The organism is Herbaspirillum sp. WGmk3, from assembly GCF_023952535.1.
Classification (GTDB): Bacteria; Pseudomonadota; Gammaproteobacteria; order Burkholderiales; family Burkholderiaceae_D; genus Herbaspirillum; species Herbaspirillum huttiense.
On the sequence record NZ_JAKYWT010000002.1, the window covers coordinates 998,709 to 1,015,999 of the forward strand.

Below are 17,291 nucleotides of genomic sequence, written 5' to 3' on the forward strand. Positions count from 1 at the left end.
GGAGCGGGAGAAGAGTCTCGAACTCTCGACCTATACCTTGGCAAGGTATCGCTCTACCAACTGAGCTACTCCCGCATCGAAAACAGAACGCTATTATAAGGCAGCGTTGGTATTTGTCAACTATCGATCTTAATTATTTAATTATTTTTTTCTGTTCCCGGCATCGGCTTCTCTGATCATCGGCATCGCGCGGCGCAGGTAGTACAGCATCGACCATACCGTCAGCACCGCCGCCACCAGCAGCAGCAGGCTGCCCCACAGTCGCGTATCGATGAAGCCAAACAGGCTGTCGTAGTACAGCAGCATGGGGATGGCGATCATCTGTGCGGTGGTCTTGATCTTGCCCAGCGAACTGACCGCCACCGACTTGGAGGCACCGATCTGGGCCATCCATTCGCGCAGCGCCGAGATGGCGATCTCTCGGCCGATGATGATGAAGGCGATCACCGGATGCACGCGGTCCAGATGCACCAGCACCAGCAAGGCACCGGTGACCATGAGCTTGTCGGCCACCGGGTCGAGGAAGGCACCAAAGGCGGAGGTCTGGTTCCAGCGGCGCGCCAGGAAGCCATCGAACCAGTCGGTGGCGGCCGCGACGATGAACACGGCCGTGGCGGCGATGCCTTGCTCGTAGCGGTTCAGGCCAATCTCAGGGAGGTAGTAGACCCCGACGACCAGAGGAATGAGCGCCACCCGCAACCAGGTCAGCAGAATCGGAATATTGAAAGGCATACGTCTTGGAGGGTTGGAGCGGCGTACACGAAAAAAAATTTACCGAATAGTAGCAGAGTCGTCCCCTGCTGCGCCCGCCTTTACGTCGGCGCGCGCAGCAACGGGTCAGCCGAGTGAACGAACTCAGTGCAACTGGCGGTAGATTTCTTCGGCCAGCTGGCGCGAGATGCCTTCGACGGAAGCCAGGTCATCCACGCTGGCATCGACCACCCCGCGCAGGCCACCGAAGCGCACCAGCAGGCGCTGGCGGCGCTTGGCACCGATGCCCTCGATCTCTTCCAGGCGCGAGGTCTGGCGTGCCTTGGCGCGCTTGGCGCGCATGCCGGTGATGGCGAAGCGGTGCGCTTCGTCGCGGATCTGGGCGATCAGCATCAGTGCAGCCGATTCCTTGCCCAGTTCCTTGGGGGCGCGGCCATCGGCGAAGACCAGGGTTTCCAGGCCGACCTTGCGCCCTTCCCCCTTGGCTACGCCGACGATGAGACTGATGTCCAGACCCAGTTCGGTCAGCACCTGACGCGCCATCTCGACCTGGCCTTTGCCGCCGTCGATGAGGACGATATCCGGCATCACGCCTTCGCCATTGGCCACCTTTTCGTAGCGGCGCGTAAGTACCTGGCGCATGGCGGCATAGTCATCGCCGGGCGTGATGTCGTTGATGTTGTAGCGGCGATATTCACCGTTCTGCATCGCATGGTGATGGAACACGACGCACGAGGCTTGCGTGGCTTCACCTTGCGTGTGGCTGATGTCGAAGCATTCGGCGCGCAGTTCGTCCAGGTCTTCACGTTCCAGTTCCAGCACTTCAGCCAGTGCACGCGTGCGGGCCTGTTGCGAGCCCTGCTCGGACAGCAGGCGCGCCAGTGCGATCTCGGCCCCCTTGGCGGCCATTTCCAGCCACTGGCGGCGTTGGCCCTGCGGCTGGAAGGTCAGCGTGATGCGGTGGCCGCACTGCTCCATCAAGGCCATCATCAGCGCCGGATCATCGAACTCGGTGCCGACGATGAGCGAGCCGGGAATGAACTTGTCGATGTAGTGCTGGGCCAGGAAGGCCTTGAGCACTTCAACCTCGATGCTCTCCTCGGCGGTATCCATCGCATCATCCACGTGCGTGGGGAAATAGGCGCGATCCCCGAGATGGCGGCCGCCGCGCACCATCGCCAGATTCACGCAGGCACGTCCGCCCTGCACCGTCACGGCGATGATGTCGATGTCGGCGTCGCTGACCGTCTCCATGCTCTGCTGGTGCAGGACGCTGGAGAGTGAACCGATCTGGTCGCGCACGGCAGCGGCCTGCTCGAACTTCAGGTCGGCGGCGAAGGCGTGCATCTTCTGCTCCAGCGCTTCCATCACTTCGCTCTGGCGGCCGCGCAGGAATTTGGAGGCATTCTCCACGTCGAGCGCGTAATCCTCGCGGCTGACCAGGTTCACGCAGGGACCGCTGCAGCGGTGGATCTGGTGCAGCAGGCAAGGCCGCGTGCGGTTGGTGAAGACGGTGTCTTCGCAGGTGCGCAGCAGGAACACCTTCTGCAGGATCTGAATCGATTCCTTCACGGCCCCGGCATTGGGGAACGGGCCGAAATACTGGCTGCGCTTGTCCACCGCGCCGCGATAGTAGGCCATGCGCGGAAAGGCGTGGCCGGTGATCTTCAGGTAGGGATAGGACTTGTCGTCGCGAAAGAGGATGTTGAAGCGCGGACGCAGCGTCTTGATGAGATTGTTTTCCAGCAGCAGCGCTTCGGCCTCGCTGCGGGTGACCGTGGTTTCCAGGCGCGCGATGCGCTCGACCATCATGGCGATGCGCGGGCTGGTCAGGGTCTTCTGGAAATAGCTGGAGACGCGCTTCTTGAGGTCACGCGCCTTGCCCACGTAGAGCACGTTGTCTTCAGCGTCGAAGTAGCGATAGACACCCGGCAGGTGCGGCAGCCGGGCAACCGTCTCCAGCACGACTTCACGCGGGTCGGGGAGCGGGGATACTGGAATCTCGGACATGAGCGGAAGCGAAAAACTTACAGCGACTGCAGCAGCGCGCGTGCGGCCAGGTAGCGCGGATCGGCTTGCAGCGCATCCCAGGCCAGCGCCTCGCCACAGGGCAGCAAGGTCGCGCGGCGCGCGGCGGAGGCGGCGTCGGTGCCGCCCTGAAGACCGGCGAGAATGGCGTCGGCCTTGTCCGGCGAATTGCAGATCAGCGCCACATCACAGCCTGCATCCAGCGCCGCCTGTGCGGTTTGCAGCGGACCACCGGCGACACTGGCACCGTGCATGCTGAGGTCGTCACTGAAGATCACCCCCTGGAAGCCGAAGCGCTCGCGCAGCATCGACAGCCAGACCTTGGAGAAACCGGCCGGTTGCGCATCCACCTTGGGGTAGATGACGTGCGCCGGCATCACGGCGGCCAGGCTCATGCCCAGCCAGTCATAAGGGGTGGCATCATCGCCGAGGATCTCATCGAGGCCGCGCTCATCGACCGGAATGGCCACGTGAGAGTCGGCCGTGACGAAACCATGGCCGGGGAAATGCTTGCCGCAATTGGCCATGCCTGCCAGCGCCAGGCCGTGATTGAGGCTCTTGGCCATGAGCGTGACCACGCGCGGATCGCGATGGAAGGAACGGTCGCCGATGACGCTGGAGACACCGTAATCCAGATCCAGCACCGGGGTGAACGACAGGTCGATGCCACAGGCGCGCAGTTCGGCGGCGAGCACGAAGCCGGTGGCCGTGGCCACCTTGGTGGCTTGCAGCACGTCGCGATCCCAGAGCTGGCCGAGCTGGCCCATGGCCGGCAGACGCGTAAAACCATCGGTGCGGAAACGCTGCACGCGGCCGCCTTCGTGGTCCACGGCGATCAGGATGCCGGGACGCGCCTGGCGAATGGCATCGGTCAGCGCAACCAGCTGCGCACGGTTTTCATAGTTGCGGGCAAACAGGATGACCCCACCCGTCAGCGGGTGCTGGAGGCGCCCGATATCGGCGGCGTCCAGCGTGGTGCCGACCACGTCCAGCATCACCGGACCGAGCGGCTTGACGGCTTGATTCATGACTTCTCCACGATGACAAAGGCGACGGCGTATTCCACTTCGTCGGTGACGGAAACCTGGGCGCTCAGCCCCTGCTCTTCCATCCATTCTTGCAAGGCGCCGCTGCAGACCACCACCGGCTTGCCGCTGGGCGCGTTCAATACCTGCATGGCGCGCCAGGTCATGGGCATGCGCATGCCCATGCCGATGGCCTTGGAAAAGGCTTCCTTGGCGGCGAAGCGGGTGGCCAGGAAACGCACACCGCGCGCTTCCACCTTGGCTTTGCGGCGCAGATATTTTTCCATTTCCTGCGGGCCCAGGATCTTGGCGGCGAAGCGGTCGCCGTGACGTCCCAGGGTCGCCTCCAGGCGCGAGATCTGGAGGATGTCAGTACCGATGCCGTAGATCATGCGGGGCGCCTCAAACCTTGGCCTTGAGGGCGTCCAGGCGGGCCTTGACCATGATGGCCTTCATCTCGGAGACCGCATTGCGCCAGCCGGCAAAGACCGCATGCGCGACAACGGCGTGGCCGATGTTCAGCTCAGCGATCTCGGGAATGGCGGCGATGGCCTGGACGTTGGTGTAATGCAGCCCGTGGCCGGCATTGACCTTCAGGCCGAGCTTGACGCCAGCCTGCACGGCGATGCGGATGCGCTCCAGCTCTTCCTGCTGTTCACGCTCGCTGGTGGCATCGGCATAACGGCCTGTATGAAGTTCGATGACAGGGGCGCCCGATTCTGCGGCGGCCTGGATCTGCTCCACATCCGGATCAATGAACAAAGAGACGCGAATGCTCTCCTGCTGCAACTGGCGGATCGCCGCCTGCACGTCGGCAAAATGGCCGCGCACGTCCAGGCCGCCTTCGGTGGTGACTTCGGTGCGCTTCTCCGGCACCAGGCAGACATCCTGCGGCTGGATGCCACAGGCGAAATCGATCATTTCTTTGGTGACGGCGGCTTCCAGATTCATGCGCGTCTGCAGCAGCGGGCGGATGGCCTTGACGTCCTCATCACGGATGTGGCGGCGGTCTTCACGCAGGTGCAGGGTGATCGCATCGGCACCGGCTTCCTCGGCTTCCAGCGCGGCGCGGATGGGATCGGGGTAACGAGTGCCGCGCGCATTGCGCAAGGTGGCGACGTGATCGATGTTGATGCCCAGGTCGATGACCGGGCCGGCAGGCTGCAGGAAACTCATGGTGTCAGGAAGCTTCGTTGGAATGATGTCGGGATGTGCTCAAGGCTGCACGTGAAGAACCGTGCAGCCAGTTCCGGATTGTAGCGGCTCGGGATCGCACGCGGGAACAGACGGGATCAATTGGCAGCATGTTCTGGCCCGCGGCAGAGGAGCCGCCGCGCATCACAGCTGCATCAGGTCGATCAGGATCTGGCGCGTGTTCAGCTGCGCACCGCCCAGGTGATGCGACAGCAGGTAGCGCATCAGGAACTTGCTCTGCAATTGCGTGGTGGGGTCGCTGTAGTCTTCGCGCTCCATGTCCAGCAGCGTCTTGCCGGAGACCTTGGGGGCACGATCGGAAATGCGTTCAGGACGCGTGCCCTGCTCCGGATCAACGACGTAGATGCCATCGGGCTGCACGGTCTTGCCGCTGGTCACGCAATGGCTCCAGTTGCCGGCCACGCCGGTCTGCTTCAACAGGATGCGTTCGAACTGGCGCAGCACGATGGGAGCATTTTCGCCATGGGCCAGCTTGTTGAGGGTGGCCACGTAATGGTCGAACAGCGCCGGGTGCGCATCTTCGCGCGCCAGCAGCTTGACCAGCAATTCATTGAGGTAGAAACCGCACAGCAGCGCTGATTTTTCCAGCGGCAGCAGACCGCCTACCCATTCGGCATCGGTCAGCGTGCGCACTTCGGACTTGCCGCTCCACGACAGCGACAGCGGCTGGAAGGTCTGCAAGGCTCCACGCAGTTTGGAATGCGGACGCTTGGCCCCCTTGGCCACCAAGGCGATACGGCCGTGATCCCGGGAGAACACGTCGATGATCAGGCTGGTTTCCTTGTAGGGATAGCTGTGCAGCACGAAGCCCGGCTGCGCCAGGACCTTGTGCTCCTTCTCCGGCACCGTGCGGCTGCGCGCACGGGGCGCAGCCGGCTTGCGCGCCGGGGCCTTGGCCGGTGCCTGGGGCGCGACCGGCGCGGCCGGATCAGCTACCTGGCCGTCGAGCTGGGGTTCGTTGAGCATGGTGGTCATGGATATCCGTCCTGAATGCGTGAAGCCACGTCGTTGGGGCGCGGCGTAATGCCATGATTATGCAGGGATTGCGCGCAGCCCGCAGAAGGCCGCACGCGGGCTCACTCGTAGCCGTAGGCGCGCAGGCCGGCTTCGTTGTCGGCCCAGCCCGATTTGACCTTGACCCAGATCTCCAGATAGACCGGACCACCGAAGAGGCGCTCCATGTCCAGGCGCGCCTGCGTGGAAATTTCCTTCAGGCGGGCGCCCTTCTGGCCGATCACCATGGCCTTGTGGGTGTCGCGCTCGACCAGGATGGCCGCGAAGATGCGGCGCAGGTTGCCTTCCTGCTCGAACTTCTCGATCAGGACCGTGCTGGTGTAGGGCAATTCTTCACCGACGAAGCGGAACACCTTCTCCCGCACGATTTCGGAGGCCAGGAATTTCTCGCTGCGGTCGGTGATGTCGTCTTCGTCGAACATCGGCGGATTCTGCGGCAGCAGCTTGCGCACTTCTTCCTGCAGGCGATCAAGCTGGAAGCGCTGCTTGGCCGAGACCGGCACCACAGCCGCAAAATCATGGTGCGAAGCCACTTCGCGAGCGAAGGGCATGAGCGTGGTCTTGTCCTTGTTGCGATCCGCCTTGTTCAACACCAGGATGCAGGGCACGTTGGCCGGCAGGAGATCGAGCACCTGCTTGTCGGCCGGGCCGAAGGTACCGGCTTCGATCACGAAGAGGATCACGTCCGACGCCGTCAGGGTATTGGTGACGGTGCGGTTCAGGGTCTTGTTAAGGGCATTGCTGTGACGCGTCTGGAAGCCCGGCGTGTCGACGTAGACATACTGGGTGTTCTCGATGGTCTGGATGCCGGTGATGCGGTGGCGCGTGGTCTGGGCCTTGCGCGAAGTGATGCTGACCTTGGCGCCGACCAGCACGTTCATGAGGGTCGACTTGCCAACGTTGGGACGACCGACGATGGCGATGTAGCCGCAACGGTAATCGCTCTCGGGGGTCTGCGCCGATGCGTCATCGGCCATGGGGGAATCTGTCATGCTGTTCTGGATTGCGAGGCGGATGAAGCCGCCGAAATGGGTTCTGCTGCGGCCGTTTCAGTGCGGTCGCCGGTGGTCTTGCCTTCGTTGCGCGCCGCAACCGGCGCACCCTTCTGTTCCTTGGGTTCCTTCTGCTCCTTGGCTGGCTTGGCAGGCTTGCTGCCATTGGCCGTCGAGGCGTCGGGACGATTGCCCTTGCCCGCATCGTGTTCGGGGGCATCCGGCTGGATGGTGGCAATGCCGGCCAGTTTCAGCTGGGTGGTGCGAGCACGCGGCTTGCGGCCGGCAGACGGCGTCTTGGCCAGTGCCAGTTGCACCGCTTCCAGGGCCAGCTTGGCGGCGGCCTGTTCGCCGGCGCGGCGGCTGCCGCCGGTACCGAAGACCTGGATGTCCAGCTTGGGCACCAGGCATTCGATCTCGAATTCCTGGCTGTGGGCCGCACCATGGGTGGCGATGACGTTGTACTGCGGCAGCGGGATCTTCTTGCCCTGCAAAAACTCCTGCAGCAGGGTCTTGGCATCCTTGCCCAGGGTCTTGGGATCGACGTGTTCCAGTACCGGGACATAGAGCGAGCGAATCACCGCACGCGCTGCCTCGAAACCGGAATCCAGGAAGATCGCGCCAAAGAGCGCCTCCAGCGTATCGGCCAGGATCGAGGGACGGCGGAAGCCGCCGGATTTGAGTTCGCCTTCACCCAGGCGCAGGAACTGCGAGAGCTCCAGCCGCTGGGCGATTTCATACAGGGATTGCTGCTTGACCAGGTTGGCGCGCAGGCGCGAGAGGTCGCCTTCGTCGATCTTGTCGTAGCGTTCGAAGAGCAGCGAGGCCACCACGCAGTTCAGCACCGAATCGCCGAGGAATTCCAGCCGCTCGTTATGCAAGGCGCTATGGCTACGGTGGGTCAAGGCCTGCTGCAGGAGCGAAGCATCCTTGAATGGGTGGCCTAGCCGTTGTTGCAAGAGTTGAGGATCCATTTTTTCATCCGTCATTCAGTCTGCCGCCCCGATACGCGCAGTGGCGCGTGGATCGGGGATTACCAGCCTGACCAGTCAGCGGGATCGGTTCAAAGCAAAGCTGAAAACTGCTCCGGGTCTGCCTCCACAATGCAAAGTTGCCAATTGGAAACTGCAGAAACTGCGCAAGCTGCTGGACCAGGATGCGGCGCGCTCTTAGTGGAAGCTGCCGATCCGCTTGATATCGCCCAGGTTCATCCAGACAAAGAAGGCCTTGCCGACGATGTTCTGGTCCGGCACGAAGCCCCAGTAGCGACTGTCGAGGCTGTTGTCCCGGTTGTCGCCCATCATGAAATATTCACCCGGCGGCACCGTGCAGGCGAAACCTTCGGCGTTGTAGGTGCACAGCTCATGATGCGGGAAGGCATCGGGATTGGGCACGAAGTTGGGAGCACGCTCATCAGTGAGAATCTTGTGCTCCACGCCGGTCAGGTTTTCCTGCCATTGCTTATAGTACGTCAGATTTTCGTCATCCAGATAATCCGGCAGCGCTTTGTAAGAAATTTGTTCACCATTAACCGTTAAGCGCTTGTTTTTATAGACTATTTTATCACCAGGCACGCCCACCACGCGCTTGATGTAGTCCACCGACATGTCCTTCGGGTACTTGAAGACCATGACGTCGCCGCGTTGCGGCTGGTTCACTTCGATGATCTTCTTGTTGATGATGGGCAGGCGGATACCGTAGGTGAATTTGTTTACCAGGATCAGGTCGCCCACCAGCAGCGTCGGCACCATCGAGCTGGACGGGATCTTGAACGGTTCATACAGGAAGGAGCGCAGGCAGAACACCAGCGCGATCACCGGGAAGAAGCTGCCGGAATATTCGATCCAGGCCGGCTGCTTCAGGTGGCGCGCCTGCAGGTCGGCACGGGCGGTGGCGACGGTACCGTCACGCTTGACGCCTTGCGCCTGGTCGCGCGCGACAGCGGCGTCGAACTCGGCCAGGGCGGCGTCGGCGCGAGCGCGGCGCTGCTTGGAGAGGAAGAAGGTGTCGGCAAACCAGATCACGCCGGTCACCAGCATCAGCACGAACAGAATGAGTGCGAAGTTGCCCAACAAAGCCTGCATGTTATTTATCGTCCACTTGTAAGATTGCCAGGAATGCTTCCTGCGGAATTTCGACCGAGCCCACCTGCTTCATGCGCTTCTTGCCGGCCTTCTGCTTTTCCAGCAGCTTGCGCTTGCGGGAGATGTCGCCGCCGTAGCACTTGGCCAGCACGTTCTTGCGCATGGCCTTGACGTTTTCGCGCGAGATGATGGTCGCACCAATGGCCGCCTGGATCGCCACATCGAACATCTGGCGCGGGATCAGTTCGCGCATCTTGGCCGCCACCTGGCGACCGCGGATCTGGGCTGCGGCACGGTGCACGATGATGGCCAGCGCATCGACCTTTTCGCTGTTGATCAGCATGTCGACCTTGACCACGTCTGCCGCACGGTATTCCTTGAACTCGTAGTCCATGGAGGCATAGCCGCGCGAGGTGGACTTCAGGCGATCGAAGAAGTCCAGCACGATTTCGGCCATCGGCATTTCATAGGTCAGTTGCACCTGCTTGCCGTGATAGCTCATGTTCATCTGGATGCCGCGCTTCTGCGTGCACAGGGTGATGACCGAGCCCACGTATTCCTGCGGCATGTACAGGTTGACGGTGACGATGGGTTCGCGGATTTCCTCGATCTTGGACACTTCCGGCATCTTCGACGGATTGTCCACCATCAGCATGGTGCCGTCGCGCTGCTGCACTTCGTACACCACCGTCGGCGCGGTGGTGATGAGGTCCATGTCGAACTCGCGCTCCAGCCGTTCCTGCACGATTTCCATGTGCAGCAGGCCCAGGAAGCCGCAGCGGAAGCCGAAGCCCAGCGCCTGCGAGACTTCCGGCTCATACATCAGGGCGGCGTCATTGAGCTTCAATTTTTCCAGCGAATCGCGCAGGGCGTCGTACTGGTTGGCTTCTACCGGGAACAGGCCCGCAAACACCTGCGGCTGCACTTCCTTGAAGCCGGGCAGCGGTGCCGGGGCCGGCTTGCCAGCCAGGGTGATGGTGTCGCCCACGCGCGCGGACTTCAGTTCCTTGATGCCGGCGATGACGAAACCGACCTGCCCTGCCGTCAAGGAGTCGCGCGATTGCGACTTGGGCGTGAACACGCCAATGCTTTCGGTCAGGTACTGGGTCTCGGTGGCCATCAGCAGGATCTTGTCCTTGGGACGCAAGGTGCCATTGACGATGCGCACCAGCATGACCACACCGACGTAGTTGTCGAACCAGGAATCGATGATCAGCGCCTGCAGCGGCGCATCCGGGTCACCCTTGGGGGCCGGCACCTTGGCCACGATGGCTTCGAGTACGTCTTCCACGCCCAGGCCGGTCTTGGCCGAGCAGGGAGTGGCGTCGGCGGCGTCGATGCCGATCACGTCTTCGATCTCGCTCTTGGCGTTGTCCGGATCAGCGGAGGGCAGGTCGATCTTGTTCAAGACCGGCACCACTTCCACGCCCAGGTCCAGGGCGGTGTAGCAGTTGGCCACCGTCTGCGCTTCCACGCCCTGGGAGGCGTCGACCACCAGCAGCGCGCCTTCGCAGGCCGACAGCGAGCGCGAGACTTCATAGCTGAAGTCGACGTGACCCGGGGTATCGATCAGGTTGAGGTTGTAGATCTGGCCATCCTTGGCCTTGTAGGCCAGGGCTGCGGTCTGGGCCTTGATGGTGATGCCGCGCTCGCGCTCGATATCCATCGAATCCAGCACCTGGGCTTCCATCTCGCGGTTGGACAAGCCCCCGCACAACTGGATGATGCGGTCGGCGAGCGTGGACTTGCCGTGATCGATGTGGGCGATGATCGAGAAATTACGGATATTGTTCATTAACAGACTGGAAACGATGAAAAAAGGCGCTCTGTAGCGGGCTTTGCCCAGCCGAGCGCCTTTGCAACAGCTTATTCGACCCGGCATTTTACCGGAATTCACAGGGACAAGCCCGACTTTCCGGTGCCAGGCCGTGCAGCCGGACTTGGCTGCGACAACACAACTTATTTCATTTCAGCAACAAATGCGTGCAGGCGCGCCTTGTCCAGATGGTAATGGCACAACTCCTGCCACTGACCATTACTGCCCTGCCCCATCAGCACCGGCACCAGCTCGTCGTAACGCGCGACCAGCGCCTCATCGGCATCCACATCGACCATCTCGATCACGGCCGGGATCTCGCCCAGTGCCTGGCGCAAGGCGTCACGCAGGTCTTCGCACAGGTGGCAGTAGCTGCGCGAATAGATGATGAAGTGCAAGGCTTGCCCTGCGGCTGAGGGCGAAGAAGGGGTGGTCATAGGCTCATATGAAAGTTTCTTCCCTCAGCCCGACGCGAACCAAGGAAAAAGGCTGCGGCCCCAGGGAGCCGCAGCCTTCATGCTGAAGTATCAGGCAATTTTACGGAAAAATGGCCCGGCCTCAGTTGCCGCCGTTCGGACGCAGCGGCACGAACTGCGAGGAGTCGCCACGGCGCACCAGCACCGCAGCCCGCTTCTTGGCATCGAGCTTGGCCACCAGCTGGCCGAACTGCTTGCTGTCGTTGACATCGACCTCGTTGAGGCGCTGGATCACATCGCCCGGACGGATGCCGGCGGCGGCAGCGGCACCGCTGACGTTTTCCACCAGCACGCCGTTGTCGACCTTCAGCTCCTTCTTCTGCGCATCACTCAGGTCGCTCACCACCAGGCCCAGGGAGTTGGGGGTGTTGTCGGGCTTGGCCTTCTTTTCCTCGGCCTGCTTGGGCTTGTCGGCTTCCAGCTCGACCACGGTCACGCTGACGTCGCGGGCGCTGCCCTTGCGCCAGATATTGACGGTGGCCTTGGCTCCCGGCTTGGTGGCACCGACCATGCGCGGCAGGTCGCTGGGGCGCTCGATGGCCGCACCGTTGTATTTCAGGATGATGTCGCCTGCCTCAAGGCCCGCCTTGTCAGCCGGGCCACCGGCTTCCACGCGTTGCACCAGCGCGCCTTGCGCGCGGGCCAGGCCCAGCGATTCGGCCACATCCTTGGTCACTTCACCGATCTGTACGCCGATACGGCCGCGCGTGACGCGTCCGCTGGCCTTGAGCTGGTCGGCTACCCGCAGCGCCTCATCAATGGGCACCGCAAAGGAGATCCCCATGAAGCCGCCGGAACGGCTGTAGATCTGCGAGTTGATGCCGACCACTTCACCCTTGAGGTTGATCAGCGGACCACCCGAGTTGCCCGGGTTGACCGCCACGTCGGTCTGGATCAGAGGCAGGTAGTCACCGGTGTCGCGCGCCTTGGCCGAGACGATGCCGGCGGTCACAGTATTTTCCAGGCCGAAGGGCGAGCCGATGGCCAGCACCCACTCACCGACACGGATCTTGTCGGAGTCGCCCATGTTCAGGCGCGGCAGGTTGCTGCCATCGATCTTGAGCACGGCCACGTCGGTGCGGGTATCCGAACCCACGATCCTGGCCTTGAATTCACGTTTGTCGGTCAGGGTCACGTAGACCTCGCTGGCCCCATCCACCACGTGCGCATTGGTCATGATGAAACCATCGGCCGAGATGATGAAGCCCGAGCCCACGCCACGCGGCACTTCTTCCTGCTGGCCCTGGCCACCCTGCTTGCCATTGCCGCGCGGGGTGCCCGGCTGCTGCTGACGCGGGATGGGAATACCGAAGAAGCGGCGGAAGAATTCCTGCATTTCCGGATCATCCATGCCGCCACCCTGCCCCTGGGCATTCTGGCGTACGCGCTCGGTAGTACGAATATTCACCACCGCCGGACCGGTGCGCTCGACGATGTCAGCGAAGTCAGGCAGGGCTGCCACCGTGGGCGAAGCCACGGGAGGCGCGGCCTGCACGGCCGGTGCTGCAGCGAAGACGGAAGCGGCCAGCAAGGCGCCGGCAAGGGTTTTCTTCATGGGAGTCATTGCAACGGTCTCTTTTATTTGGATTTCAGTTCAATGGAATTGGCTACCTGACGGATTGCAGCGGCGGGCACTTCTCCAACGACCGTCAGCCAGTAATCGCCCTGGCGTCGGCCCAGGATGTTCATGGCACCCTGCTGTATCGTACCCTCTTCCCGGCCCTGGCTGCCCGGCTCGATGAAGACCGAAATGGCCGCCAGCCCGTCGGAAAACACGATCTGCGAGACTTCGCGCTCAGCCGGACGGTTCTGTGCCGGTGCCGCGCCCGCTTCGCCACTATCGGAAATCACGCGCCGCACCTGCTGGATCTTCTGGAAACCCGGCGGCGGCGTGATCTGCCAGGCAGACAGGTCGGCCGGCACCAAGGCCGCCTTCTCGATGCGCCAGCCACGCGTGTCCTTGTAAGTGGGGTTGACCCGGGCACGATCAATCCCCCCGATGTCGATCTGGGTAAAGGCGATCTGTTCGATCACCTCGCCGCGGCCATCCAGCGTCTGCGCGCGCAAGAGCAGGCCGGTGGCCTGGTCGGCGCAGAAACGGTAGCCGTAGCGCAGCTTGTCGCGCGGTGCCAGCACGATGACCTGGCAGCTGCGGCCGGCCACACGTTCATCGCCATCGGACTGCAACCGGTAGAAGCGCGCCAAGTCCTCCGGGCGTGCATCGACGATGGCCGGAAAGGTGTCGCGCGTGACCCGTTTTTCCCGGCGCACGATGCGCTGGTCGGGGTCATAGCTGGCCACATCCTCGTTGTCGCGCACGAATTCGCGCGGCTTGCCATCGAGCAGCTCCAGCTTTTCCAGCTCGCTCTTGCCGGCTACCACATGGGTGACCCGCGAGCTGCGCATCTGCGCCGCCTGCTGATAGACGAAACTGCCTGAGTAATTGAGACGCTGGGCAGCAGATTGCATTTTTTGCAATTGCACCAGCAACGCGGAAGAAGTGGTGGCTTCACTGGCCGCAGTTGTAGAAACGCCATCCGCCGCTTGAGCGGATGGCGTCAAGGAGAACCCTAACAACGTGGCCAGCAAGCACAGTACGCCGTACAGACGCCCCGTCAGATGCATCTTACTTGTCTGCGTCCGAGGAGAAGGCTGCGGAACGGGCGTATTGCGCCGAACTGTAGGAAGGCGAGAAGCGCTGGTGAGCGAACAGGTAGTCGTCGATGCGCGGATCGCGCTTGACTTCACCCTGCTGGGCCAGCGAGCTCAGTTGATTCACGTTCTGCGGATTGCCGTTGGTGTCAGCCACGGTAGCAATGGCCGAAGGCACATTGACCGGAGCCGACGCCACCTGGGCCACCGGTGCAGCCACTTTGGCGTCCGCCGTCACCACCGCTTGCTGCGGCATGGCCACGAACACGGCGGCCACGGCAGCAGCAGCCGCTGCGGCGCTAGGCATCAGGAAACGCACCAGGCGGCCTGGACGGCTCGCGCGATGGTCGCCATTGGCAGCCGCCACAGCTTGCACCACCGGAGCAGCCGCGGCTGCCTTGACCGGCTCGGCCACTGCGGCCTGCGGGGCAACGATGGTCGGTTCGGCATCGAGCAGCGCGCTCATCTTGGCCGAGAAGCCGGCACTCAGGGAGACATCCATCTCCTCCGAACGCAGCACCTCGCCGATGCGATGGTAATCCTCCCAAGCGTCCTGGGCGTCCTTGGAAGAACGCAGGGCCGCGAAGGCAAGGGTCATTTCTTCAGTGCTCAGCTCACCATCGGCGAGGGCTGAGATCTGTTCTTTGGTCGTTACTTTGGTATCCATGTGCAGTCACCCGGCAAATATCTTAGTTCCATACCCGCTTTATTATTTTCTTTTTGACAACAGGCTTGTGGCCTCATTACCAGCGCTTGTCCGCTGCCGTATCCAGCAATGGACGCAGCTTCTCGGCAATAGCTTCCCGGGCGCGGAAAATGCGGCTGCGCACGGTGCCGATCGGACAATTCATCGCATCTGCAATCTCGTCGTAGCTCAACCCCTCGATCTCGCGCAACGTGATGGCAGTACGTAATTCTTCCGGCAATGCCTCCATCGCCACGTTGACCGTCTGAGCAATCTGCTTGGTGGCCAACATCGACTCTGGAGTGTTGATGTCCCTCAGATGGTCTGCATCGTCAAAAGTTTCAGCTTCTTCTGCATCTGCTTCTGTCGAAGTTGGCGCCCTGCGTCCCATGGTGACCAAATAGTTCTTGGCAGTGTTGATGCCGATGCGGTAAAGCCAGGTATAGAAGGCCGAATCGCCGCGGAATTGCGGCAGCGCGCGATAAGCCTTGATGAAGGCTTCCTGCACCACGTCTTCGGCTTCGGCCTGGTCACGCACCAGGCGTGACACCAGGCGCATCAGCTTGCGTTGATACTTGACTACCAATAGCTCGAACGCCTTCTTGTCGCCACGCTGGACGCGCTCAACAAGCTGTTGGTCTATTTCGCGTTCTGTCGTCAAACCGGATTCCTTGTTTTTTATGGCCGTGTTGTTTTATCGTCATTGCCTTTGGCAGATGCTTCCAGCTCGGCAATTTTCAAGCCCGACGGCCTCATTTTTCCAGCAGTCTTGCCTTGGCCGTATTGTGACTGATCAGCCAGCGGCACGCCACGGAAAGTGCACGGAATGTATCTTCAGAGACGGAATCCGTGAGGATGGGGATGGTACGTATCTTGCCGTTTTCCAGCCGCAGGCGCAGGAACAGCATGCCCGGCCAGATGGTGCTGCCGGCCAGCAGCTGGGCCAGTCCGGCCTTCATCACCTGGGGCTTGGCGCGCGCCGAGGGCAGCAAGTGTTCCACCACGCGGATCTGCCCGGTGCCGGAAATGTGCAACCAAATGACTTTGCGATCACGCAACACCAGCACCAGGGCCAGTGCGGCAGCGAGGACGCTGGCCATGGCCAGCGCGATGCGCGCCACCCAGGACAGCGAACCCGGCATCCCGAACGCCAGCACCACGCCCGTCAGGGCCACGCACAGGCAAGCGAAAGCCGTCACCAGCAGCAACAAGCGGGAAGGTTTGATATCTGCGGAAACGGCGATCGACATGAGATACCCGGAAGCAAGGCGCACCCGCAACAACGGGCAGCATAAAAACGACAAACCCGGCTTCGGTAAGGAAGCCGGGTCTTGCATTTTACATCTTGCCGATGACCAGGGTACCGTTGGTGCCGCCGAACCCGAAGGAGTTCTTGACGGCAATATCGATCTTCATGTCCCGCGCCTGGTTGGCGCAGTAATCCAGATCGCACTCCGGATCCTGGTTGAAGATGTTCATCGTCGGCGGCGACACCTGATTGTGCACTGCCAGCACGGTCAACACCGTTTCCAGGCCACCGGCACCACCCAGAAGGTGACCGGTCATGGATTTGGTCGAATTGACAACCATCTTGTAAGCATGGTCGCCGAATGCGGCCTTGATCGCGTCGGATTCGTTCTTGTCGCCCAAGGGGGTCGACGTACCGTGCGCGTTCAGGTACTGCACTTCATCCGGATTGACGCCGGCATCGCGCAGTGCATTGAGCACGCAGCGGCGCGGACCATCCAGGTTGGGCGCAGTCATGTGGTAAGCATCGCCGCTCATGCCGAAGCCGAGCAGTTCTGCATAGATCTTGGCGCCACGGGCCTTGGCGTGTTCGTACTCTTCGAGCACCATCACGCCGGCACCCTCGCCCAGCACGAAGCCGTCGCGATCCTTGTCCCAGGGGCGGGACGCAGTCGCGGGATCGTCGTTGCGGGTCGACAGTGCGCGCGCCGAAGCGAAGCCACCGATACCCAGCGGCGAAACGCTGGATTCAGCGCCGCCGGCCACCATCACATCCGCATCGCCGTACATGATCATGCGTGCGGCAGAGCCGATGCAATGCAGGCCGGTGGTGCAGGCGGTGACGATCGCCAGGTTGGGGCCCTTCAGACCGAACTTGATGGACAAGTTGCCCGAGATCATGTTGATGATCGAGGCCGGAATGAAGAAGGGGCTGATGCGGCGCGGACCACGGTTGGTCAGTTCGGCATGGGTTTCTTCGATCAGCGGCAAGCCGCCGATGCCCGAACCGATCATGACGCCAATGCGCTCGGCATTCTCATCGGTCACCGTCAATCCACTGTCCTGGATGGCCTGGATACCGGCGGCCATGCCGAAGTGGATGAAGGTATCCATATGACGCGCTTCCTTGGCGGGGATGTAATCCTCGATATTGAAGCCCTTGACTTCACCGGCGAAGTGCGTGGTGAAGGGGGTTGCGTCGAACTTGGTGACGGTAGCGATGCCGGACTTGCCTTCCTTGATGGCACTCCACGTATCGGCGACGTTGTTGCCGACAGGCGAGATGCATCCCAGGCCGGTAATGACTACACGACGTTCACGAGTGCGGCTCAAGCAATTCTCCTGA

Annotated in this window: 17 protein-coding genes and 1 tRNA gene; all 18 read right to left on the reverse strand. The window is 62.0% G+C overall.

The genetic code is table 11. The annotated features are described in order from the left end of the window. Positions 1 to 2: 2 nt before the first annotated feature. The 18 genes from MKD49_RS10400 to fabF all read right to left on the reverse strand — a co-directional run bounded on the left by MKD49_RS10400 (position 3) and on the right by fabF (position 17,278). A tRNA-Gly gene (locus MKD49_RS10400) sits at positions 3 to 75 on the reverse strand. A 66-nt stretch (positions 76 to 141) separates the two neighbouring features. Next, positions 142 to 732, reverse strand: coding sequence for a CDP-diacylglycerol--glycerol-3-phosphate 3-phosphatidyltransferase (gene pgsA, locus MKD49_RS10405; protein WP_039786370.1), 591 nt, complete (start codon positions 730 to 732; stop codon positions 142 to 144). A gap of 123 nt (positions 733 to 855) precedes the next feature. Next, the gene (gene uvrC, locus MKD49_RS10410) at positions 856 to 2,721 is read right to left on the reverse strand and encodes an excinuclease ABC subunit UvrC (RefSeq protein WP_252696214.1); all 1,866 of its coding nucleotides are present in this window, start codon (positions 2,719 to 2,721) and stop codon (positions 856 to 858) included. A 17-nt stretch (positions 2,722 to 2,738) separates the two neighbouring features. Continuing rightward, a complete protein-coding gene (gene nagZ, locus MKD49_RS10415) occupies positions 2,739 to 3,767 on the reverse strand; it encodes a beta-N-acetylhexosaminidase (protein WP_252696215.1) in 1,029 nt (342 codons plus the stop codon). After that, a complete protein-coding gene (gene acpS / locus MKD49_RS10420) occupies positions 3,764 to 4,156 on the reverse strand; it encodes a holo-ACP synthase (RefSeq protein ID WP_088753669.1) in 393 nt (130 codons plus the stop codon). Before acpS ends, nagZ begins: the two co-directional genes overlap by 4 nt. Before the next feature lie 10 nt (positions 4,157 to 4,166). After that, positions 4,167 to 4,940: a pyridoxine 5'-phosphate synthase gene (pdxJ, locus tag MKD49_RS10425; protein ID WP_252696216.1), complete on the reverse strand. Its 774-nt coding sequence runs from the start codon at positions 4,938 to 4,940 to the stop codon at positions 4,167 to 4,169. Positions 4,941 to 5,102: 162 nt separating this feature from the next. Continuing rightward, positions 5,103 to 5,954, reverse strand: a complete 852-nt coding sequence (gene recO, locus MKD49_RS10430; protein WP_252696217.1) for a DNA repair protein RecO — start codon at positions 5,952 to 5,954, stop codon at positions 5,103 to 5,105. Positions 5,955 to 6,055: 101 nt separating this feature from the next. After that, a complete protein-coding gene (era, locus tag MKD49_RS10435) occupies positions 6,056 to 6,985 on the reverse strand; it encodes a GTPase Era (protein WP_088753666.1) in 930 nt (309 codons plus the stop codon). Then, entirely contained in the window at positions 6,982 to 7,959 is a 978-nt protein-coding gene (rnc, locus tag MKD49_RS10440; protein ID WP_121039553.1) for a ribonuclease III, read from the reverse strand. Before rnc ends, era begins: the two co-directional genes overlap by 4 nt. A gap of 195 nt (positions 7,960 to 8,154) precedes the next feature. After that, on the reverse strand, positions 8,155 to 9,069 hold the full coding sequence (lepB, locus tag MKD49_RS10445; RefSeq protein ID WP_121039550.1) for a signal peptidase I: 915 nt from the start codon (positions 9,067 to 9,069) through the stop codon (positions 8,155 to 8,157). A 1-nt stretch (position 9,070) separates the two neighbouring features. Then, positions 9,071 to 10,864 carry a translation elongation factor 4 gene (gene lepA / locus MKD49_RS10450; RefSeq protein WP_252696218.1) on the reverse strand — a complete coding sequence of 598 codons (1,794 nt, stop codon included), beginning with the start codon at positions 10,862 to 10,864 and terminating at the stop codon, positions 9,071 to 9,073. Between the two features lie 164 nt (positions 10,865 to 11,028). Then, on the reverse strand, positions 11,029 to 11,322 hold the full coding sequence (locus MKD49_RS10455; RefSeq protein ID WP_252696219.1) for a glutaredoxin family protein: 294 nt from the start codon (positions 11,320 to 11,322) through the stop codon (positions 11,029 to 11,031). A gap of 121 nt (positions 11,323 to 11,443) precedes the next feature. Next, positions 11,444 to 12,925 (reverse strand): DegQ family serine endoprotease, encoded by a 1,482-nt coding sequence (locus MKD49_RS10460; protein WP_252696220.1) that lies wholly within the window; start codon positions 12,923 to 12,925, stop codon positions 11,444 to 11,446. Between the two features lie 14 nt (positions 12,926 to 12,939). Continuing rightward, complete coding sequence (locus MKD49_RS10465; RefSeq protein ID WP_371925454.1) at positions 12,940 to 13,986, reverse strand: MucB/RseB C-terminal domain-containing protein; 1,047 nt, start codon at positions 13,984 to 13,986, stop codon at positions 12,940 to 12,942. A gap of 1 nt (position 13,987) precedes the next feature. Then, positions 13,988 to 14,680: a sigma-E factor negative regulatory protein gene (locus MKD49_RS10470; RefSeq protein WP_121039535.1), complete on the reverse strand. Its 693-nt coding sequence runs from the start codon at positions 14,678 to 14,680 to the stop codon at positions 13,988 to 13,990. A gap of 76 nt (positions 14,681 to 14,756) precedes the next feature. Continuing rightward, positions 14,757 to 15,359 (reverse strand): RNA polymerase sigma factor RpoE, encoded by a 603-nt coding sequence (rpoE, locus tag MKD49_RS10475; protein WP_006463502.1) that lies wholly within the window; start codon positions 15,357 to 15,359, stop codon positions 14,757 to 14,759. 91 nt (positions 15,360 to 15,450) lie between these two features. Further along, complete coding sequence (locus MKD49_RS10480; protein WP_252696222.1) at positions 15,451 to 15,948, reverse strand: protein YgfX; 498 nt, start codon at positions 15,946 to 15,948, stop codon at positions 15,451 to 15,453. An 88-nt stretch (positions 15,949 to 16,036) separates the two neighbouring features. Next, positions 16,037 to 17,278: a beta-ketoacyl-ACP synthase II gene (gene fabF / locus MKD49_RS10485; RefSeq protein ID WP_039786392.1), complete on the reverse strand. Its 1,242-nt coding sequence runs from the start codon at positions 17,276 to 17,278 to the stop codon at positions 16,037 to 16,039. Positions 17,279 to 17,291 lie beyond the last annotated feature (13 nt).